16 protein-coding genes are annotated in these 18,959 nt (G+C 64.0%); 14 read left to right on the top strand and 2 right to left on the bottom strand.

Annotation, left to right across the window (positions count from 1 at the left end):
- Positions 1 to 30 precede the first annotated feature (30 nt).
- Both ruvB and FJ414_RS18855 read left to right on the top strand, forming a co-directional pair.
- A complete protein-coding gene (gene ruvB / locus FJ414_RS18860) occupies positions 31 to 1,068 on the top strand; it encodes a Holliday junction branch migration DNA helicase RuvB (protein ID WP_140645859.1) in 1,038 nt (345 codons plus the stop codon).
- A 133-nt stretch (positions 1,069 to 1,201) separates the two neighbouring features.
- Complete coding sequence (locus FJ414_RS18855) at positions 1,202 to 2,104, top strand: metallophosphoesterase (protein ID WP_140645858.1); 903 nt, start codon at positions 1,202 to 1,204, stop codon at positions 2,102 to 2,104.
- 86 nt (positions 2,105 to 2,190) lie between these two features.
- Here the strand turns inward: FJ414_RS18855 and FJ414_RS18850 are convergent, their stop codons facing one another.
- Positions 2,191 to 3,441, bottom strand: a complete 1,251-nt coding sequence (locus FJ414_RS18850) for a cellulase family glycosylhydrolase (protein WP_140645857.1) — start codon at positions 3,439 to 3,441, stop codon at positions 2,191 to 2,193.
- Positions 3,442 to 3,571: 130 nt separating this feature from the next.
- Here FJ414_RS18850 and ybgC point away from each other — a divergent pair, with 130 nt between their 5' ends.
- The 9 genes from ybgC (at position 3,572) to ftsH (ending at position 13,747) form a co-directional block, all read left to right on the top strand.
- Positions 3,572 to 4,045, top strand: coding sequence for a tol-pal system-associated acyl-CoA thioesterase (gene ybgC / locus FJ414_RS18845; protein WP_140645856.1), 474 nt, complete (start codon positions 3,572 to 3,574; stop codon positions 4,043 to 4,045).
- Between the two features lie 309 nt (positions 4,046 to 4,354).
- The gene (tolQ, locus tag FJ414_RS18840; RefSeq protein ID WP_140645855.1) at positions 4,355 to 5,065 is read left to right on the top strand and encodes a protein TolQ; all 711 of its coding nucleotides are present in this window, start codon (positions 4,355 to 4,357) and stop codon (positions 5,063 to 5,065) included.
- Positions 5,066 to 5,074: 9 nt separating this feature from the next.
- Positions 5,075 to 5,533: a protein TolR gene (tolR, locus tag FJ414_RS18835; RefSeq protein WP_140645854.1), complete on the top strand. Its 459-nt coding sequence runs from the start codon at positions 5,075 to 5,077 to the stop codon at positions 5,531 to 5,533.
- A 7-nt stretch (positions 5,534 to 5,540) separates the two neighbouring features.
- Positions 5,541 to 6,695, top strand: coding sequence for a TonB family protein (locus FJ414_RS18830; protein WP_140645853.1), 1,155 nt, complete (start codon positions 5,541 to 5,543; stop codon positions 6,693 to 6,695).
- A 66-nt stretch (positions 6,696 to 6,761) separates the two neighbouring features.
- Complete coding sequence (tolB, locus tag FJ414_RS18825; RefSeq protein ID WP_226892221.1) at positions 6,762 to 8,048, top strand: Tol-Pal system beta propeller repeat protein TolB; 1,287 nt, start codon at positions 6,762 to 6,764, stop codon at positions 8,046 to 8,048.
- Positions 8,049 to 8,453: 405 nt separating this feature from the next.
- Positions 8,454 to 8,960 carry a peptidoglycan-associated lipoprotein Pal gene (gene pal, locus FJ414_RS18815; protein WP_126080754.1) on the top strand — a complete coding sequence of 169 codons (507 nt, stop codon included), beginning with the start codon at positions 8,454 to 8,456 and terminating at the stop codon, positions 8,958 to 8,960.
- Positions 8,961 to 9,170: 210 nt separating this feature from the next.
- Positions 9,171 to 10,337: a tol-pal system protein YbgF gene (ybgF, locus tag FJ414_RS18810; RefSeq protein WP_140645851.1), complete on the top strand. Its 1,167-nt coding sequence runs from the start codon at positions 9,171 to 9,173 to the stop codon at positions 10,335 to 10,337.
- Positions 10,331 to 11,707, top strand: a complete 1,377-nt coding sequence (gene tilS / locus FJ414_RS18805) for a tRNA lysidine(34) synthetase TilS (protein ID WP_246672442.1) — start codon at positions 10,331 to 10,333, stop codon at positions 11,705 to 11,707. The genes ybgF and tilS overlap by 7 nt, the downstream gene beginning before the upstream one ends.
- A 105-nt stretch (positions 11,708 to 11,812) precedes the next feature.
- Positions 11,813 to 13,747: an ATP-dependent zinc metalloprotease FtsH gene (ftsH, locus tag FJ414_RS18800; RefSeq protein WP_140645850.1), complete on the top strand. Its 1,935-nt coding sequence runs from the start codon at positions 11,813 to 11,815 to the stop codon at positions 13,745 to 13,747.
- A 492-nt stretch (positions 13,748 to 14,239) separates the two neighbouring features.
- Here ftsH and FJ414_RS18795 read toward each other — a convergent pair whose 3' ends face one another.
- The gene (locus tag FJ414_RS18795; protein ID WP_140645849.1) at positions 14,240 to 15,100 is read right to left on the bottom strand and encodes a hypothetical protein; all 861 of its coding nucleotides are present in this window, start codon (positions 15,098 to 15,100) and stop codon (positions 14,240 to 14,242) included.
- 369 nt (positions 15,101 to 15,469) lie between these two features.
- Between FJ414_RS18795 and glmM the strand changes: the two genes are divergently transcribed.
- The 3 genes from glmM (at position 15,470) to FJ414_RS18780 (ending at position 18,864) form a co-directional block, all read left to right on the top strand.
- The gene (gene glmM, locus FJ414_RS18790; protein ID WP_126064006.1) at positions 15,470 to 16,822 is read left to right on the top strand and encodes a phosphoglucosamine mutase; all 1,353 of its coding nucleotides are present in this window, start codon (positions 15,470 to 15,472) and stop codon (positions 16,820 to 16,822) included.
- A 220-nt stretch (positions 16,823 to 17,042) separates the two neighbouring features.
- Positions 17,043 to 17,876 (top strand): outer membrane protein, encoded by an 834-nt coding sequence (locus FJ414_RS18785; RefSeq protein ID WP_140645848.1) that lies wholly within the window; start codon positions 17,043 to 17,045, stop codon positions 17,874 to 17,876.
- A 202-nt stretch (positions 17,877 to 18,078) separates the two neighbouring features.
- Complete coding sequence (locus tag FJ414_RS18780) at positions 18,079 to 18,864, top strand: outer membrane protein (RefSeq protein ID WP_140645847.1); 786 nt, start codon at positions 18,079 to 18,081, stop codon at positions 18,862 to 18,864.
- The last annotated feature ends 95 nt before the right edge of the window (positions 18,865 to 18,959 follow it).

The raw sequence follows: 18,959 nt of genomic DNA, 5'->3' as shown, positions 1-18,959 counted from the left end.
CCGTTGTCGGTCCTATGCAAGGAAGGCGGCATGAGCCTTTCGCCCCGCCTCATTGCCCCCGACAAGCGCGGTGAGGATGCCGACCAGACCTTGCGGCCGCAGTCGCTCGACGAGTTCGTCGGCCAGGCGGCAGTGCGCGCCAATCTCAAGGTCTTCATCGATGCCGCCAAGGGCCGCGGCGAGGCGCTCGACCATGTGCTGTTCGTCGGTCCGCCGGGGCTCGGCAAGACGACCCTGGCGCAGATCATGGCGCGTGAGCTCGGCGTCAATTTCCGCTCGACCTCGGGTCCGGTTATCGCCAAGGCGGGCGATCTGGCGGCGCTGCTCACCAATCTGGAGGAGCGCGACGTGCTCTTCATCGACGAGATCCATCGGCTCAATCCGGCGGTCGAGGAAATCCTCTATCCGGCGATGGAGGATTTCCAGCTCGACCTGATCATCGGCGAGGGGCCGGCGGCGCGCTCGGTCAAGATCGACCTTGCCCGTTTCACGCTGGTCGCGGCGACGACCCGGCTTGGGCTCCTGACCAATCCGCTGCGCGATCGTTTCGGCATTCCCGTCCGGCTCAATTTCTATACGGTCGAGGAGCTGGAGCAGATCGTGCGGCGCGGCGCCCGCATCCTGTCGATGCCGCTTGGCGACGATGGCGCGCTGGAGATCGCGCGCCGCGCGCGCGGCACGCCGCGCATCGCCGGCCGCCTGCTGCGCCGGGTGCGCGATTTCGCCAGCGTCGCGGGGGACGGCCATGTCGACAGGAAGATCGCCGACGAGGCGCTGACAAGGCTGGAGGTCGACGCGCTTGGCCTCGACGCGCTCGACCGCCGCTATCTGTCGATGATCGCGCGCAATTTCGGCGGCGGACCGGTCGGCATCGAGACGATCGCGGCCGGGCTCTCCGAGCCGCGCGACGCGATCGAGGACATCATCGAGCCCTATCTGATCCAGCAGGGCTTCATCCAGCGCACGCCGCGCGGCCGCGTTCTGACCGCCAATGCCTGGCGCCATCTCGGGCTCGACCCGCCGAAGGATATCGTCCAGCAGCAGATCAGCCTGTTCCAGGAAGAGTAACGCATATTTGTTCGCCGTTTGGCCGCGTAACGGCCCGTCTGCGCAGAATCTGCTCGCCTCGGCCTAGCTGAGGGCGTAATTGCCCCCTTTAAGGCAGCTTCCTGATAGAATCCCAAGGGGCTTGGGCCGATCCATGATCACCAGACGTGGTTTCCTGCGCCTTGTCGGCGGCTCGGCCTTCAGCCTGGTGTCGCTTGGCGCTTATGCCGTCGGCATCGAGCCGATGCTGCTGACCCATGTGAAGCGCTACACGCTGACGCCGCCGCACTGGCCAGCCGGACTCAAGTTGCGTGTCGTGGCGCTGGCCGACATCCACGCCTGCCGGCCCTGGATGACGCCGGAACGGATCGCAGCACTTGCCGAAGAGGCCAATGCGCTGCAGCCGGACGTCATCGTCATACTTGGCGACTACCCCGCCGGGACCCGGCTGGTGACCGGCTGGGTAAACGCGTCGGAATGGGCGCCCGCGCTGGCAGGGCTCAAGGCGCCGCTCGGCGTGTGGTCTATCCTCGGCAATCACGACTGGTGGGATGATCGCTCGGCGCAAGCGGCCGGGGCAGGGCCGACGATTTCGCGAAAGGCGCTGGAGGCCGTCGGCATTCCGGTGCTGGAGAACGACGTCGTACGCCTGGAAAAGGACGGCCAGGGCTTCTGGATAGCCGGCCTGGCCGACCAGATCGCCCTGTTGCCGGACAAGGCCAAGGGCCGCAGGGGGCTCACCGGTCTCGACGACCTTCCCGGCACGCTGGCCAAGGTTGGCGACACTGCTCCCATCATCCTGCTCGCGCATGAGCCGGATATTTTTCCGAAAGTGCCCTGGAGGGTTTCGCTGACGCTGTCCGGTCATACGCATGGCGGACAGGTGCGGCTGTTCGGCTATTCGCCGGTGGTGCCTTCCGCCTACGGCAACCGTTACGCCTACGGCCATGTCGTCGAGAACGATCGCAACCTGATTGTCTCGGGCGGACTGGGCTTCAGCATCGCGCCGATACGCTTCGGAGTGCGGCCGGAGATCCTGCAGATCGATCTCGGCTAATGCATATCGCGCAAAAGTGTGCAGCGGTATGCATGAAAACAAAGGCTTAAGGCGCGTCGCCTGAATCCGCTTCAGCGCAGCTCAGCTTACCGAAGCGCTCGGATGGCGTTCATCACGTCCGGCTCCGCCTTCTCGCCGTCGAACGCGTCGACGATGCCGAAGGCGCCGCCATAGCTCCAGACCGACCAGGAAAAGCCGTGCGCCTCGGCGCGGGCAATCATGTCGCGCACATAGGCCGCGCGGTAGGCGGCCGGCATGACGAAGCCGTTGCCGTATTCCTGGCGGATCATGCCGAATTCGCCGAGCGTGATATCCTGCGGCTTGACGCCGTTTGCCTTCGCCCAGGCGTCGACCGTCGCGAACGGCGCGTCCATCACGCCAAGCAGCTTTTCGGGGCTGTCCATCGTCGCCACCTGCTCGTCGAGATAGGCGAGGAGGCCGCTCCGCCGCGCCCAGGGCGCCTCGGCCTTGATCCGGTCGCGGATCGTGTCCAGCGCCATGTCCAACTGCGCCTTCGGAACGGCCGTCAGCGGGTAAGGCAGGCCGCTGACATAGGGGATGAAGTCGCCGGCCCAGCTTGCGCCCTGATGCGTCAGAAGAAACGGATCGTAGGAATGGAAGGTCCAGATGACGTTGTCATCGGCGATCGTCCTGGGATCGATTCTGGCCAGCGATTCCGCGTTCGAATAGCAGCCGCCGCTCAGCACCAGGGTGAGCCGGGTGGCGGCGGCGCGCGCGGCGGCGAACAAGCGCTTCTGCAGGTCGGGCCAAAGATTGGTGCCGCTCGCGTCGCAATCGACCAGCGGCTCGTTCATCAATTCCAGCGCGACAAGCTTCGGATCCTCCTTGGCCAGCGTCCGCGCCATCTTGCGCACCAGCTCGGTATAGGCATCGAAGACGGCCGGATCGTGCATGACCTCGCTCATGCCGATCTTGCGATTGCCGCCGGCGGGGATCAGATGCAGGTCGACGATCACCTTGAGGCCGGCGCGGTTGACCATGCGCGCCGAGTCCAGCACGCTGCCATAGAGGTCGTCGCGCAGGGCCGCGGTCTGGTCCGAGAGAAAGGGCGCGGGATCGACCGGCATGCGCAGGAAGTCGAAGCCTGCATCCTTGAGTGCCTTGAGGTCGTCCTCGTTGAGGAATTTGCGCCACTCCGGATAGGGCAGGATGGCCTGGCGGTCGCCCCATCTGTCCTCGGTCGGCCAGGTCACCCACTGGTCGAGATTGAGGCCGCGTTTCATCGAGAACGTCGCCGCTCCGGCGGGCAACCCCAAAGCGGCAAACGCAAGCAGCGCCGCCATCAAGGTCTTGATCATCGTGCCCAACAATGCCATCCCGTTTCCGCGCGAAAACAGTGCGTGTCGCCCAAAAGTGTGCAGCGGTTTTGGGATAACGATACGCATAGAAAAGTGCCTGAAGTCCGAGGGCTTTAGGTGCCTGTTCGGGCCTGAAAAGGAAAGCGCGATGGACGATCATGGTGAATCGGCGGCGCTGAGTGCCGGGCTTTCCGGCGCGCTGACGGATTTCGGCCATCGGCTGATGGCCCGAGTCTACTATGCCGACACCGATTTCTCCGGCGTCGTCTATCATGCGCGCTATCTCGAATTCCTCGAACGCGGCCGCTCCGACTATCTGCGGCTGACCGGCGTCCACCACACCGAACTCCTGGACGGCAAGCATGGCGAGCGCATCGTCTGGGTGGTGCGGCGCATGGAGATCGACTTCCGTTCGCCCGCGCGCATGGACGATATCCTGACCATCGACACCCGCACCGACGACATTTCCGGCGCCCGCATCTTCATGGGCCAGCAATTGAAGCGCGGCGGCGATGTGCTGGTCGAGGCCAGGGTCGAAGCGGCGATCGTCGGCGAAAGCGGCCGGCCAAAGCGTTTCCCGAAGGAGTGGGTCGCCGCCTTTATGCCAAAGGCCAAGGCCTGACCCTTCGGTTGCCGGCACAATCTCGAAGCCGATAACCAGACGGCTCCTGTGGCCGGACGGCTGCAGCCATGCGCGGCAATGCGCCGCGCCTTACGTCCTAACCCATCCTTAACCATAACGGTTCATGAAGGAATTGGCGAAGATTGGCGCAATCCGTGCGCCTTCCTTTCACCAATATTTGCCTCGAAAAGGCCGCGAAACGGTGCATTCGGGGCGTAGCCCGCAAGCTTCACGCTTCGCGCGATCGGACCAAAGGGATGCCATGGGCCAGCCGCCAGCGATGCCCGGATAATCTTAAGGACTTAAGTCATGGAAAACATCGCACTCGCCGATCCGGCAGCGCATTTATCGATCTGGGCGCTGTTCATGCAAGCCGGCTGGGTGGTCAAGCTGGTCATGATCGGCCTGCTCTGCGCCTCGATCTGGACCTGGGCCATCATCATCGACAAGCTCGTCGCCTATGGCCGGATGAAGTTGGCATTGAACCGCTTCGAGCAGATCTTCTGGTCCGGGCAATCGCTTGAAGAACTCTATCGGACGCTGGCCGACCGCAAGACCACCGGCATGGGCGCGATCTTCGTCGCCGCCATGCGCGAATGGAAGAAGAGTTTCGAAAAGGGCGCGAAATCGGCGCTGGCGCTGCAGACCCGCATCGACAAGGCGATGGACCTGGCGCTGACGCGCGAAATGGAGAAGCTGGAGGGTCGCCTCGGCTTCCTCGCCACCACCGGCTCGGCCGCACCCTTCATCGGGCTGTTCGGCACCGTCATCGGCATCATGACGTCGTTCCAGGCGATCGCCGCCTCGAAGAACACCAGCCTCTCGGTTGTGGCGCCGGGTATCGCCGAGGCTCTGCTGGCGACCGCGATCGGCCTGCTCGCGGCCATTCCCGCGGTCATCGCCTACAACAAGCTGTCATCGGACGCGAACAAACTCGGCGTGCGCATGGAAGGGTTCGCGGACGAGTTCTCCGCCATACTCTCGCGCCAAATCGATGAAAAAGTAGCGCAGAAGACCTGAGGAACGATCATGGGGATGTCTGCAGGCGCAGGTGGCATGGGGCGAGGCGGACGCGGCCATAGGCGGCGTGGCCGTCACCATGCCCTGATATCCGAAATCAACGTCACGCCGATGGTCGACGTGATGCTGGTGCTGTTGATCATCTTCATGGTCGCGGCGCCGCTGCTCACCGTCGGGGTTCCGATCGACCTGCCGGACACGCAGGCCAAGGCGATGAATGTCGACACCCAGCCGATCACCGTTTCGATCGACGCCGCGGGCAAGATTTTCCTGCAGGAGACCGAGATTCCGATCGAGGAACTGGTGGCCAAGCTGCAGGCGATTTCCAAGACCGGCTATGACGAGCGCATCTTCATCCGCGGCGACAAGTCGACCGACTATGGCACGGCGATGAAGGTCATGGCTCGCATTTCGGCGGCCGGCTACAAGAATATCGGCCTGGTGTCGCTGCAGGAACAGGATCAGTAGACGCCAAATGCGGACCGGCCTCACCTCTTCGGTGATATTGCATGCGGTGGCGCTGGCCTTCGGGCTGTTCACTCTGTCGTCGCCGCCGGCCATGCCTGCCAGCGACGTGGAGTCGGTGGCGGTCGACATCGTGCCGATGGAAGCCGTGGCACAGACGCTGCAGGGCGACAAGAAGGCGGTCATGCATGACAAGCCGGCGCCGCTGCCGACCAAGCGTCCCGATGTCGTGCCCGACGCCCAGAAGGTCGGCGAGAACACCGTCGATACCGACAAGCCGGTGACGGACGAAGCCAAGCCCAAGCCGGTCGAGAAGACAGCGGCGCCGCCGCCCGCGCCGACGCCGACCGAGAAGCCCGCGGTCGAGGACGTGCCGAAGCCGCAGGAGAAGCCGAAGCCGACCCCGGCGACCGAGGTAGCCCCGACGCCGACGCCGAAGGAAGAAGTCAAGCCCGAGCCGGTCAAGCAGACGGAACCGAAGCCGACGCCGGCCAAGGAACCGACGCCCGCGCCGCAGCCGGACAAGACCGCGGCCATCCAAAAGGAAGAGGTCAAGCCCGACGCCGTCGCCGAGGCGATCTCGCAGGATCAGCCGACGGAAGAGGCAAAGCTTCCGGATTCGGCGCCGGCGCCGGAAGCGCGGCCGAAGCCGCAGCCGGCCCAGGCCGAGAGCGCCAAGGCGCCGGATCGCAAGGATGCGGAAAAGCCGGTCAAGGAGGCTTCCTCGAAGCCGAAGTCAGACGAGAAGCAGTTCAATGCCGACGAGATAACGGCCCTGCTCGATAAGCAGAAGCCGTCCGGCGGCGGCGCCAAGCGCTCGACCCAGCAGGCCTCGCTCGGCGGCGAAAAGGACCAGGGCCAGAAGCTCTCCAAGTCGGAGCAGGGGGCGTTGGAGGATCAACTCGGTGGTTGCTGGACCCTTCCGGTGGGCCTCGAAGGTTCCGAGAACTTCACCGTGGTCATCCGTTTCAACCTGAACGCCTCCGGCAAGCTGGAGGGCCGCCCGACCGTTGAGAAGTCCAGCGGCAACCCTCAGTTCGACGCCAGCGCGGTTCGCGCCGTGCAGAAATGCGACGTCGCCGGACTGCAGGTTCCAGCCGGGAAGCAGGACATATGGTCCGACGTTCGCGTCAACTTCGACCCGAGAGCGATGCTCGGTCTTTAGCCTGAGCGTCCGAGAAATCAGCAAGAGAAGCGAGAAGACATGCAATCCATCCTCAAGCCGCTCCTGATGGTCGCCGCGATGGCGATGGGCATAAATGCTGCGGTCACCTTGCCTGCCCGAGCAACCCTCGAGCTCAACGTCAACAAAGGCAATGTCGAGCCGATGCCGATCGCCATCCCTGACTTTCAGGGAGGGCTTGGACCGCAGATATCGGAGATCGTCGCAGCCGACCTGAAGCGGTCAGGACTGTTCGCGCCGATCGACAAGGCCGCCTTTGTCGAAAAGATCACGAATCCGGATGCCCAGCCTCGTTTCGACGACTGGAAGGTCATCAATGCGCAGGCGCTGGTGACCGGCAGCGTGAGCAAGGAGGCGGATGGCCGCATTCGCGCCCAGTACCGGCTGTGGGATATTTTCGGCAACCAGCAGTTGGCCGGCGAGCAGTTTTTCGCCAACGACGCCAACCAACGCCGTGTCGCGCACATCATCGCCGATGCGATCTATGAGAAGATCACCGGCGAAAAGGGTTATTTCGACACCCGCGTCGTCTTCGTCGACGAGTCCGGCGCCAAGAACGCCCGCAAGAAGCGGCTCGCCATCATGGACCAGGACGGCGCCAATGTACGCTACCTGTCGGACGGCCGCGCGATCGTTCTGACGCCGCGCTTCTCGCCGAACCGGCAGGAAATCACCTACATGTCCTATGAAAGCGGGCAGCCGAAGGTCTATCTGCTGCAGATCGAGACTGGACAGCGCGAGCTGGTGGGCAACTTCCCCGGCATGACGTTCGCGCCGCGCTTTTCGCCCGACGGCCAGAAGGTGATCATGAGCCTGCTGCGCGACGACGGCAATTCCAACATCTTCGCCATGGATCTGAGGAGCCGTTCGACGACGCGGCTCACCGATTCGACCGCGATCGACACTTCTCCTTCCTATTCGCCGGACGGCTCGCAGATCGTCTTCACCTCCGACCGCGGCGGCGGCAGCGGCCGTTCGCAGATTTACGTCATGGGCGCGGACGGCTCCAATCCGCACCGCATCTCCTTCGGCGACGGCGTCTATTCGACGCCCGTCTGGTCGCCGCGCGGCGACCTCATCGCCTTCACCAAGCAGAGCGGCGGCGAATTCCAGATCGGCGTCATGAAGACCGATGGCTCGGGCGAGCGCATCCTGTCCTCCGGCTTCCAGCAGGAGGGTCCGACCTGGGCGCCGAATGGTCGCGTGCTGATGTTCTTCCGCGACACCGCCGGCGGTCCCAAGCTGGTCTCGGTCGATCTCACCGGCCGCAATGAACAGCAGATTCCGACCGCGAACTATGCGTCGGACCCGGCGTGGTCGCCGCTTTTGGAGTGAGGGGCGGGGAATTGAAGAACTGGAGAAGCAGGAACGCTACGTTGGACGCGCCAGCGAAGTCGAGACATGGGCCTCCTACGCCTTCGACCTCGGGCACATTTCGAAGGCCCAGTTTGACGAGTGGCTGCGATCCTACAACCAGCTGGTGAATCTCAGAGGGTCGCTGAAGTGACCTGTTTCTCCAGTTCTTCAATTCTCCAGTTCCCCAATTCCCTCTTTTTTCATGTTTTGGCCGCATTTCCGCCTAGGGTCCGCGCGCAATGTCGCCCCTTGGAAAGCGTGGGGCCAAGCAGTCGCGGACGGCGGCTCGAAACCAAATATTAACCGTGTTTCTTGAATGCCGGTTAACCCAAACGTGGTTACTGGGTGATCAACGAAATCACTCGAATGCGAAGGAGAGGCGGCATGGGCCGTATCGCAGCACTTACCCGAAACCCGGCCATGATCGCGCTGGTGGCGGCTCTCGCCATTACCGGTTGCGCCTCGAAGAAGACCCCGAACAGCGCGGCCGATCTCGGCCTCAACGGTGCCGGTGCCGCTACGCCGGGTTCCGCGCAGGACTTCACCGTCAACATCGGCGACCGCATCTTCTTCGATACCGATTCCTCGTCGATCCGCGCCGATGCGCAGACCACGCTGGCCCGCCAGGCGCAGTGGCTCAACCAGTACCGCCAGTACGCGATCGTCATCGAAGGCCATGCCGACGAGCGCGGCACGCGTGAGTACAATCTGGCGCTGGGCGCCCGCCGCGCCGCCGCCACGCGCGACTTCCTGGTCTCCAAGGGCGTCTCCGCCGGCCGCTTGAAGACGATCTCCTACGGCAAGGAGCGTCCGGTCGCGGTCTGCGACGACATCTCCTGCTGGTCGCAGAACCGCCGCGCCGTCACCACGCTTTCCGGCGCCGGCTCCTGATCGATTTTCGCCAAGGGCGCCAGGCGTCCCAGGCGACAAAAATACAACATCCCAAAATGAAAGGCGGCCTCAGGGCCGCCTTTTTCATTTGCAACGGATTGAAACAAAATTTGGCCGAAGTCTCGCGTCCTGCTATGAGCGCGAGGGCGCTTTCTCCCACTGTTTGATTTGGAAAGGCGCATCAGGCCAACACCCACCGCGAGAGACAGAATGCATTTCAGAACGGTCCTGAGCGGCACACTTGCGCTGCTGCTCGTATCAAGCCTCCCAAGCCTTGCCGCCTCGGCCGACAGTGCTGGGCGGGCCTCCGACAGCGGGTTCACCTTCCGTCTGCCGACGCTTGGCATCTTCGGCGACAAGAAGAAGCCGGAACAGGCGCAGATCGCGCAGCAGGATGGCGGCGCTGGCATGACTGGTCTGGAGGACCAGCTTCGCCAGATGAACGGCAAGATCGAGGAGCTCAATTTCCAGATCCTGCAGATGCAGGAACAGATGCGCAAGCAGCAGGAAGACAATGAGTTCCGTTTCCAGCAGCTCGAAGGCGGTTCGCAAGGAGGCGCCAAGCCGGCCGGGCAGAAGAAATCGGAAGCCGCGCCCCAGGACGGGGACAGCAACGACGGCAACACCAATCTCGGCGATGCCGGCACTGGTCAATCCGGCACCGGCGACGCCGGAACCGACAACGGCGTCGCCCAGGCTCCGGCGACGCAGGCGCCAGCCGACACCGGCGCGCAAAACGGCGGCAAAAGCGTTGGCGACGTCATCGTGGAATCGCAGACCGGCGATCCCGGCAAGCTGATCACCGGCGCGCCGCCGAAGAATTTCGGCACCATCACCGTCGACAAGAACGGCAATGTGGTCAATGCCGAGACCGGTTCGCAGGCCGGCGCGCCGGCGGAAGCCCCGGCGGCCACCGCAAGCGCTCCTTCCGCCGAGACGCCGGCCAAGAAGAACAAGGCCGGCGACACGCAAGTTGCCGCGCTGCCGTCGACCAACGATCCCGACGAGCTCTACCGCAACTCCTACCAGTTCATCCTGTCGGGCGATTACCCGACCGCCGAGCAGGGTTTTCGCGATCATATTTCGCGCTTCCCCAAGGACGCCAAGGCGGCGGATGCGCATTACTGGCTGGGCGAGTCGCTGCTCGGCCAGCAGAAATACCGTGACGCGGCCGAGATATTCCTCGCCGCCAGCAAGGAATACCCGAAGGCCAAGAAGGCGCCCGACATGCTGCTCAAGCTCGGCGTTTCGCTGGTCGGCCTGAAGCAGAACGACGTGGCCTGCGCCACCTTCAGCGAGATCGGCAAGCGCTATCCCGACGTTTCCGGTGCGCTCAAGGAACGCATCAAGCAGGAAAAGGCGCTGGCGGCGTGCTGACGCCCGATACCAAAACTCACCTTTCAGACCACCTTTTCTTCGACCTAGACTTTTCGACCGGCGCCGTTGCGGCCGTGTCCGGCGGCAGCGACTCGACCGCCCTGCTTATTCTCCTCAAGGATTACTTCGATCGGACCGCATCGGGCGCCAGGCTGCTCGCGGTGACCGTCGATCATGGCCTAAGGCCGGACTCGGCCACCGAGGCGCGGTTCGTTCAACGCTTCTGCGCCGAGCGCGGCATCGCGCATCGCATTCTTCCCTGGCGCGGCGACAAGCCCGCGACCGGTCTGCCGGCCGCCGCGCGCGAGGCGCGCTACAGGCTGCTTGCCGAAGCGGCCGGCGCCGAACGCATCAAGCTGATCCTGACCGGTCATACCGCCGACGACCAGGCCGAGACGGTGCTGATGCGGCAGGCCCGCGACGAGGAAGGCCGGGGCCTTGCCGGCATGGCGCCCGCAACGCTGCACGACTGGCGGACATGGATCGTCCGGCCGCTGCTGGGCACCAGGCGCGGGGTGTTGCGCGAGATGCTGCGGGCTCGCGACATCGGCTGGATCGAGGACCCTACCAATGTCGATATCCGGTTCGAGCGGCCGCGCGTGCGGGCAAAGCTCGGGCAGGGTGATGGCGAACGGCGGATCGCGGAAGCGTTGGCACGGTCGCAGCAGGCGGCTCTCGAGCGCCACGACATCGGCCGCCGCGCCGCCGTGCTCATCGACGCGTTTGCCGACAGGCCGGTTCCGGGCCTCATCCGCCTCGACCGCGAGTTTACCGAGCATGAGGATGGCCAAGCCGCCCTCTATGCGCTGCGCATCCTTTTGGCCGCTGTCGGCGGCGTGTCGTTCCTCGCCGACGAGGCGCGCTGCGCCGCGCTGCTTTTCCGCCTGCGGTCGGCTCCGCTTTGCGCCACATTGTCGCGGACGGTGGTCGACGCGCGCCGAACCGGCATTTTCCTGCGCCGCGAGAACCGCAACCTGCCCGCCGCCCTGCCGCCGTCGGATAACCAGCTTTGGGACAACCGGCGACGCATCACTTTGAAAGACGGGCCGGGCGGCTTGGTGATCGCGCCGCTGGGGTCCGCCGCTGCCAGGAAAGCGCCTTTGAGCGAGGATATCCCACCAAGCCTTTCGCGCGCCGCGCTTGCCGCGGAGCCCGCGCTGTGGTCCGGAGACGAACGCCTTGATTTCACTGGCGGGGATGCCGGCCCGCGGGCGATCTCGATGGTCCCAGTGGTAGCCCCTTTCGCCCGCTTCCTGCCGTCCTTCGATCTCGCGCCCGCCGCCGCCGCCGCGGCCCTTGTCGGCGCGCTGCCGCCGGCGGCGCCGCCATTCCACGGCCATGATGGCGGCCGAGGGTGGGCGAAAGCTTAACCGATACGTGCTGTTCTGCTTGGCAAGGGGAGGCGCTCTCCCTATGTTAGGCCCAAGCTTCTCCATCATCGCGGGTCCGTACGCGGAACCCCAACGGGACAATAGATGAATCCGAATTATCGCAACCTCGCGCTCTGGGCGATCATAGCGGTCCTGCTCATCGCCCTGTTCAACCTTTTCCAGACGCCCCAGACGCGCGGTGCCACGACGGATATCGCCTATTCGCAGTTCCTGCAGGATGTCGCGTCCGGCCGGGTCAAGAGCGTGACCATCGCCGGCGCCCGCATCTTCGGCAACTACACGGACAACGCCAATGGCTTCCAGACCTACTCGCCCGGCGACCCGTCGCTGGTCTCCAGGCTGCAGGACAAGAACGTCACCATCACCGCCAAGCCCGAAACCGACGGCTCCAATTCGCTGTTCGGCTATCTGATCTCGTGGCTGCCGATGATCCTGATCCTCGGCGTATGGATATTCTTCATGCGGCAGATGCAATCAGGCTCCGGCCGCGCCATGGGCTTCGGCAAGTCGAAGGCCAAGCTTTTGACCGAGGCGCATGGCCGCGTCACCTTCCAGGACGTCGCCGGCGTCGACGAGGCCAAGGAAGACCTCGAAGAGATCGTCGAATTCCTGCGCGATCCGCAGAAGTTCCAGCGCCTCGGCGGCAAGATCCCGCGCGGCGTGCTCTTGGTCGGCCCGCCCGGCACCGGCAAGACGCTGCTCGCCCGCTCCGTCGCCGGCGAAGCCAACGTGCCGTTCTTCACCATTTCCGGCTCGGACTTCGTCGAGATGTTCGTCGGCGTCGGCGCATCGCGTGTGCGCGACATGTTCGACCAGGCCAAGAAGAACGCGCCCTGCATCATCTTCATCGACGAAATCGATGCCGTCGGCCGCCATCGCGGCGCCGGCCTCGGCGGCGGCAATGACGAGCGCGAGCAGACGCTGAACCAACTGCTGGTCGAGATGGACGGTTTCGAATCCAACGAAAGCATCATCCTTATCGCCGCCACCAACCGGCCCGACGTGCTCGACCCGGCGCTGCTGAGGCCCGGCCGTTTCGACCGCCAGGTCGTGGTGCCGAACCCCGACATCGTCGGACGCGAGAAGATCCTCAAGGTGCATGTCCGCAACGTGCCGCTGGCGCCCAATGTCGACCTCAAGGTGGTTGCGCGCGGTACGCCGGGCTTTTCCGGCGCCGACCTGATGAACCTCGTCAACGAATCCGCGCTGATGGCGGCGCGCCGCAACAAGCGGCTCGTCACCATGGCCGAGTTCGAGGACGCCAAGGACAAGATCATGATGGGCGCCGAGCGCCGCTCGTCGGCCATGACGCAGGCCGAGAAGGAGCTCACCGCCTATCACGAGGCCGGCCACGCGATCCTGGCGCTCAACGTGCCGTCCGCCGATCCGCTGCACAAGGCGACGATCATCCCGCGTGGCCGCGCGCTCGGCATGGTCATGCAGCTGCCGGAAGGCGACCGCTATTCGATGAGCTACAAGTACATGGTGTCGCGGCTCGCCATCATGATGGGCGGCCGCGTCGCCGAGGAGTTCAAGTTCGGCAAGGAGAACATCACCTCCGGCGCCTCCTCCGACATCGAGCAGGCGACCAAGCTGGCACGCGCCATGGTCACGCGCTGGGGCTTCTCCGACAAGCTCGGCCACGTCGCCTATGGCGACAACCAGGAAGAGGTCTTCCTCGGCCATTCGGTGGCGCGCACGCAGAACATCTCGGAAGAGACCGCCCAGATCATCGACGCCGAAGTGCGCCGGCTGATCGATGACGCCTATTCGACCGCGAAGACCATCCTGACCAAGAAGAAGAAGGAATGGATCGCGCTCGCCGAAGGGCTGCTCGAATACGAGACGCTGTCGGGCGACGAGATCAAGCAGCTGATCGCCGGCAACAAGCCCGCCCGCGACCTCGGCGACGATACTCCGCCTAGCCGCGGCTCGGCCGTGCCGAAGGCCGGCACCGGCGGCCGCCGCAAGAAGGGCCCCGAGCCCGAAGGCGGCATGGAACCGCAGCCGCAGGGCTGAGGTTCGGTAGACGATACAAACAAACGCCGCGGATCAAACCGCGGCGTTTTCGTTTTGGGAGCGCCAAAGGTTTAGCTGGCGCGGCTGGTGATTGGCGAAACCCGGCGCGACAGCCAATCTCCCCCCTTGTGGGGGAGATGCCCGGCAGGGCAGAGAGGGGCGCTGTCCCGCCGGCCTCTCTTCGTCATCCTCGGGTCTGACCGGCTTGCCGTGACCGCAGCCGAAGGGCGCATCGAAGCAAAATTCTCAACCGTTGCAACGCCTTAAAGCGCGTCGCCTGAATCCGCTTCAGCGCGACGCGCTTTAGAATGACGACCGCAAAGTAGCGATCCTTCGCCCCCTCTGCCGGACATCTCCTCCACAAAGGGGAGATTGGAAGCGTAGCCGACGGCGAGCCTCCTTGTAGCGTGGGTATGACCTTTGTGAGCCACCCAACAAAAAGGCCCGCGCATCTTGCGATGCGCGGGCCTTTCTCTGGAAGAGGCTAAGCGATCAGCTCTTCAGCTTGGCATTGCACAGGCTGTAGAAGCCGCCGCCCTTCTGGATCCACTTCAGGCCGTTCAGCGTGTTGGCATCCTTGTTGGCGTAGTACTGCTCGAGGCAGGTGTGCATGCGGCCCTTGGCCGGGGTCTCGGTGGCGAATTTCGGCGAAATCGCCTTCGGGAAGCTGACGCCCTTCGGCGCGGCGACGGACGGCTTCGCCGGCTCGTTGGTGTAGGTGGCTTCCGTCGGAGCCGGCACGGTGTCGTCATCGTCGGCACCGGCGCCGCACTCGGCCTTGCGGAAGTCGTTCCACTTCATGCCCTTGAGCGTGTTCGCCGTTTTCGCAGCCTGGTACTTGGTGCTGCATTCGGTCATGCTCAGCCCCTTGCCGCCGTCGGCAGCCGCGGTCGAGGTCTTGGCCGTCTTGGCGGGCGCGGTTGCCGCCGCGGCGGTTGCGCCGGCGCCGCACTCGGCCTTGCGGAAGTCGTTCCACTTCATGCCGTTCAGCGTGCCGGCGGATTTCGCAGCCTGGTATTTGGCGCTGCATTCCTTGGAGCTCAGGCCCTTGGCGGCGTCGTCGGTAGCGGCGGCGGCCGCCTTCGTCTTCTTGGCGGGCTTGGTGTCGGCGGCCTTCGTATCGGTCGCCGCCTTGGCGTCTGTCGCCGCCTTGGTGTCGGTGGCGGCGGAAGCGTCGCTGCCGCACTGCGCCTTGCGGTACTGGTTCCAGGTCTGGCCAGCGAGCGTTCCCGCATCCTTGGCCGCGTTATACTTGGTGCTGCACTCGGCCATGGTCAGCGCGTTGGCCGGCGCCGCCAGGAACAAGGTTGCGACGGTGATACCCGTCAAAGCTGCAAGTCTATGAATAAGCATGGCGTTTTCTCCCTTGCTGCCGCCAATAAGTGTCCCTATGCCAAATCAATAACTCTCAATGTCCGGTTGCGCCAGATGCTTCCGGCATGGCCGCCGTCACAAAGTGTGTTGCTCCCGATAAGGTGATGAATTGCTTGCCGGTTCGCCGCCAGTCAAGCTTTGCCGGTGGATAGGGCGCCGAAGAGCCTCGCACGGGCAGGTGTAGCGCCGGCAAGTCAAAGGTGGTGATAGGCTGCCGAATCACTTGCGCCGCCCGCGACAATGTTTTTCTAAGGATTGGTAATATATAATCACGAAATTTGATGATCGGATGCGGCCCCAATTGTGGCAATACGGGCGGCTGAAGAACCGACGGGGACTGTAAGGCACATGGCAGGTCAGTATTTCGGCACCGACGGTATCCGCGGACGCGCCAACAAATTTCCGATGACGGCCGAGGTCGCCATGCGCGTCGGCATGGCCGCCGGGCTCTCCTTCCAGCGCGGCAATCATCGTCACCGCGTCGTGCTCGGCAAGGACACGCGGCTTTCCGGCTACATGATCGAGAACGCGATGGTGGCGGGCCTGTGCGCCGCCGGCATGGACGTCTTCCTGCTCGGCCCCATACCGACGCCTGCCGTCGCCATGCTGGTGCGCTCATTGCGCGCCGACATCGGCGTGATGATCTCGGCCTCGCACAATCCCTACTACGATAACGGCATCAAGCTCTTCGGTCCCGACGGGTACAAGCTCTCCGACGAGATCGAGGAGCGCATCGAAGGCATGCTCGACAAGGACATCGAGCTGGCGCTCGCCGATTCCGACGGGCTCGGCCGGGCCAAGCGCGTCGACGGCGTGCATGATCGCTATATCGAATTCGCCAAGCGCACGCTGCCGCGCTCGATGTCGCTTTCGGGCCTGAGGATCGTCGTCGACTGCGCGAACGGCGCATCCTACAAGGTGGCGCCCGAGGCGCTGTGGGAACTCGGCGCCGAGGTGGTGGCGATCAATGTCGAGCCGAACGGCTTCAACATCAACAAGGAATGCGGCTCGACCCATCCGGCCGGCCTGCAGAAAAAGGTGCACGAGGTGCGCGCCGACATCGGCATCGCGCTCGACGGCGACGCCGACCGCGTCGTCATCGTCGACGAGAACGGCGCGATCGTCGACGGCGACCAGATCATGGCGCTGATCGCCGAATCCTGGCACCAGAGCGGAAGGTTGGCCGGCGGCGGCGTCGTCTCCACCGTGATGTCCAATCTCGGCCTGGAACGCTTCCTCGGCGACATGAAGCTGCAGCTGCACCGGACCAAGGTCGGCGACCGCTATGTGGTCGAGCATATGCGCGCGCACGGCTTGAATGTGGGCGGCGAGCAGTCCGGCCATATCGTGCTTTCCGATTTCTCGACCACCGGCGACGGCCTCGTCTCGGCGCTGCAGGTGCTGGCCTGCATCAAGCGGCAGAACCGCCCGGTCAGCGAGCTGTCGAAGAAATTCGAGCCGGTGCCGCAGCTCCTGAAGAATGTCCGCATCTCGGGCGGCAAGCCGCTGGAGGAAGCGCCGGTCAAGGCGGCGATCGAGGAAGGGCGCAACCGGCTCGGCACATCCGGCCGCCTCGTCATCCGGCCCTCCGGCACCGAGCCGCTCATCCGGGTCATGGCCGAGGGCGACGATCCGCAACTGGTCGAAGCGGTCGTCAACGATATTGTCGGCATCCTGCAGGAAACCCGCAGCGCCGCCTGAAGCCGGCCGCCGGGTTTCAACAAGGTCTTCAAGCCCGCCGCCAGGCGGGCTTTTTCGTCGCCGGGCGGGTCATTCGGACAACGGGGTTCCCTCTAAAATTGTATAGATTCGTGGTTAATCGGTACGGTTAAACGGCTTTTAACCTTTGCAATTCATTATCCACACCCGAGGTCAATCATCTTCGGGCGATGTCGTCCCGAGGCTTCTTAGGGGTGACAGAATGTTCAAAACAGCAAGAATGGCATTGCTTGCCGCGCTGTTCGCGGGCTTGGCCGGACCGCTCTTCGCGGCCGACCTCCCCGAGCCGCAAATCGAAGAGGCGCCGCCGCCGGTCGTCGAACAGCAGCCGATCGATGTCGGCGGCTGGTACATCCGCGGCGACATCGACTATCACAAGTCGACCGTGCGCGGCATCGACTACATGACCTACGCCGTCGACCCCTGTAACTGCTCGGTCACGCCCGGCAGCAACAGCTTCGATTTTGGCAAGCTCAAGGGCGGCTTCTCGCTCGGCGGCGGCGTCGGCTACAAGATCAACGATTACTTCCGCACGGACGTGACCGCGGACTACTGGTTCAAGTCGGACTTCAATGGCCAGACCTCGGACCTCGTCTCGACCTCGACCGAAGTGTCGAGCATGAGCGCCCTGCTGCTCTTGGCCAATGCCTATGTCGATATCGGCACCTGGCACGGCGTCACGCCCTATGTCGGCGCCGGCATCGGCGGTGCGCACGTCAAGTGGGACACGGTCCATGATCCGAACACCACCGAGACCAATCCCGGCTCTTCCAATTGGCGCTTCGCCTATGCTCTCATGGCCGGCGCGTCCTACTGCCTGACCGACCGGGTGATCCTCGACGCGGGCTACCGCTTCACCCACATCCAGGGCGGGCGCATGTTCGACTGGGATGCGAGCAGCGCCGGACCGGGCTTCGATCGCGGCATCAATACCCATGAAGTGCGCGGCGGCCTGCGCTACCAGTTCGGCGGCAACAATGGCTGCGCCGCCCCGGTGGCCTACCAGCCGGAACCGGAACCGATCTACACCAAGTAATCGTCTTCATTATCCCGAAATTCGTCAGCCGCCCGGCGCCAGCCGGGCGGCTTTCGCTTTCCTATGACCGCTAAAATCCGATCGAAATCAATTCGGTAACCGGCTGTTATCCTTAACCACCACTTAACCACTATGGTTAACAATGGCTCCTTGAAACGGCGCCCGCGTTCGCGGCTGGCGCCAATTTCGGGAGCCGGGGACCATGATATCCAGACCGCGTATCGCGTCAGCGCTTGCCGCAACCATCCTGTTGCCGATGACGCCGGCGCTGGCGGCGGACTACGATCCGCCGGTCTATGCCGACCAGGCGCCGGACTACCAGCCGGTCGAGGTCGGCTCGGGCTGGTACCTGCGCGGCGATGCCGCCTATCTGCCGCAGAAGAGCTTCAAAAACGGGGATTTCACCTTCCCGTCAGCGATCGCCAGCGCAAGCTTCAGCGAGAGCGAGGACGCCTATTTCGCGAGCGTCGGCTTCGGGTATCATTTCAATGACTATCTCCGCGCCGATCTCAACCTCGGATACCTGCCCGGCAACAAAGCCAGCTTCAGCTATGACGACACTGCCACCGTGGTGGCGCCGGCAACGGCGACCGTGGGAGCTGGAAGCCTCAAGAACTATGCCTTCTCAGGCATATTGAACGGCTATGTCGACCTTGGAACATATGTCGGCGTCACGCCCTATATTGGCGCTGGTATCGGCATCGTTCAAAGCAAATACAGCCTTTCGGCGGACTATTTCACCGACAACGGTGACGCAAGCGACGACTTCTCTCAGCGCAGCAGCAAAACGAAATATTCCTTGGCCTACACATTGAATGCGGGCCTTGCCTACCAGGTCTCGAAGAATGTCTTGATCGATCTTGGGTATCAGTATTTCTCCGCGCCCGATGCCGAATATGTTACGGCCGCAAGCCTGAATTCCTTCCCAGTCCACAAAGGCATCAGCAACCACCAGATCAAGCTTGGGCTGCGTTACGATCTCTGGTGAGCGGAGTAGGCGCAGAGGTTTCGACGGCGGGTCCTGAAGGCCCCGCCGTTTTCGTTTCGGATCGAGCATCAGTCGAAGGGAATACTGACAGCGAC

Source organism: Mesorhizobium sp. B3-1-6, assembly GCF_006439555.1.
Taxonomy (GTDB): domain Bacteria; phylum Pseudomonadota; class Alphaproteobacteria; order Rhizobiales; family Rhizobiaceae; genus Mesorhizobium.
This window is presented reverse-complemented; position numbering and strand designations above follow the sequence as displayed.

Bases quoted from the DNA above. Each gene is read 5' to 3' on its own strand.
- ruvB (WP_140645859.1), top strand. From the start codon at position 31: ATGAGCCTTTCGCCCCGCCTCATTGCCCCCGACAAGCGCGGTGAGGAT.
- FJ414_RS18855 (WP_140645858.1), top strand. From the start codon at position 1,202: ATGATCACCAGACGTGGTTTCCTGCGCCTTGTCGGCGGCTCGGCCTTC.
- FJ414_RS18850 (WP_140645857.1), bottom strand. From the start codon at position 3,441: ATGGCATTGTTGGGCACGATGATCAAGACCTTGATGGCGGCGCTGCTT.
- ybgC (WP_140645856.1), top strand. From the start codon at position 3,572: ATGGACGATCATGGTGAATCGGCGGCGCTGAGTGCCGGGCTTTCCGGC.
- tolQ (WP_140645855.1), top strand. From the start codon at position 4,355: ATGGAAAACATCGCACTCGCCGATCCGGCAGCGCATTTATCGATCTGG.
- tolR (WP_140645854.1), top strand. From the start codon at position 5,075: ATGGGGATGTCTGCAGGCGCAGGTGGCATGGGGCGAGGCGGACGCGGC.
- FJ414_RS18830 (WP_140645853.1), top strand. From the start codon at position 5,541: ATGCGGACCGGCCTCACCTCTTCGGTGATATTGCATGCGGTGGCGCTG.
- tolB (WP_226892221.1), top strand. From the start codon at position 6,762: ATGGTCGCCGCGATGGCGATGGGCATAAATGCTGCGGTCACCTTGCCT.
- pal (WP_126080754.1), top strand. From the start codon at position 8,454: ATGGGCCGTATCGCAGCACTTACCCGAAACCCGGCCATGATCGCGCTG.
- ybgF (WP_140645851.1), top strand. From the start codon at position 9,171: ATGCATTTCAGAACGGTCCTGAGCGGCACACTTGCGCTGCTGCTCGTA.
- ftsH (WP_140645850.1), top strand. From the start codon at position 11,813: ATGAATCCGAATTATCGCAACCTCGCGCTCTGGGCGATCATAGCGGTC.
- FJ414_RS18795 (WP_140645849.1), bottom strand. From the start codon at position 15,100: ATGCTTATTCATAGACTTGCAGCTTTGACGGGTATCACCGTCGCAACC.
- glmM (WP_126064006.1), top strand. From the start codon at position 15,470: ATGGCAGGTCAGTATTTCGGCACCGACGGTATCCGCGGACGCGCCAAC.
- FJ414_RS18785 (WP_140645848.1), top strand. From the start codon at position 17,043: ATGTTCAAAACAGCAAGAATGGCATTGCTTGCCGCGCTGTTCGCGGGC.
- FJ414_RS18780 (WP_140645847.1), top strand. From the start codon at position 18,079: ATGATATCCAGACCGCGTATCGCGTCAGCGCTTGCCGCAACCATCCTG.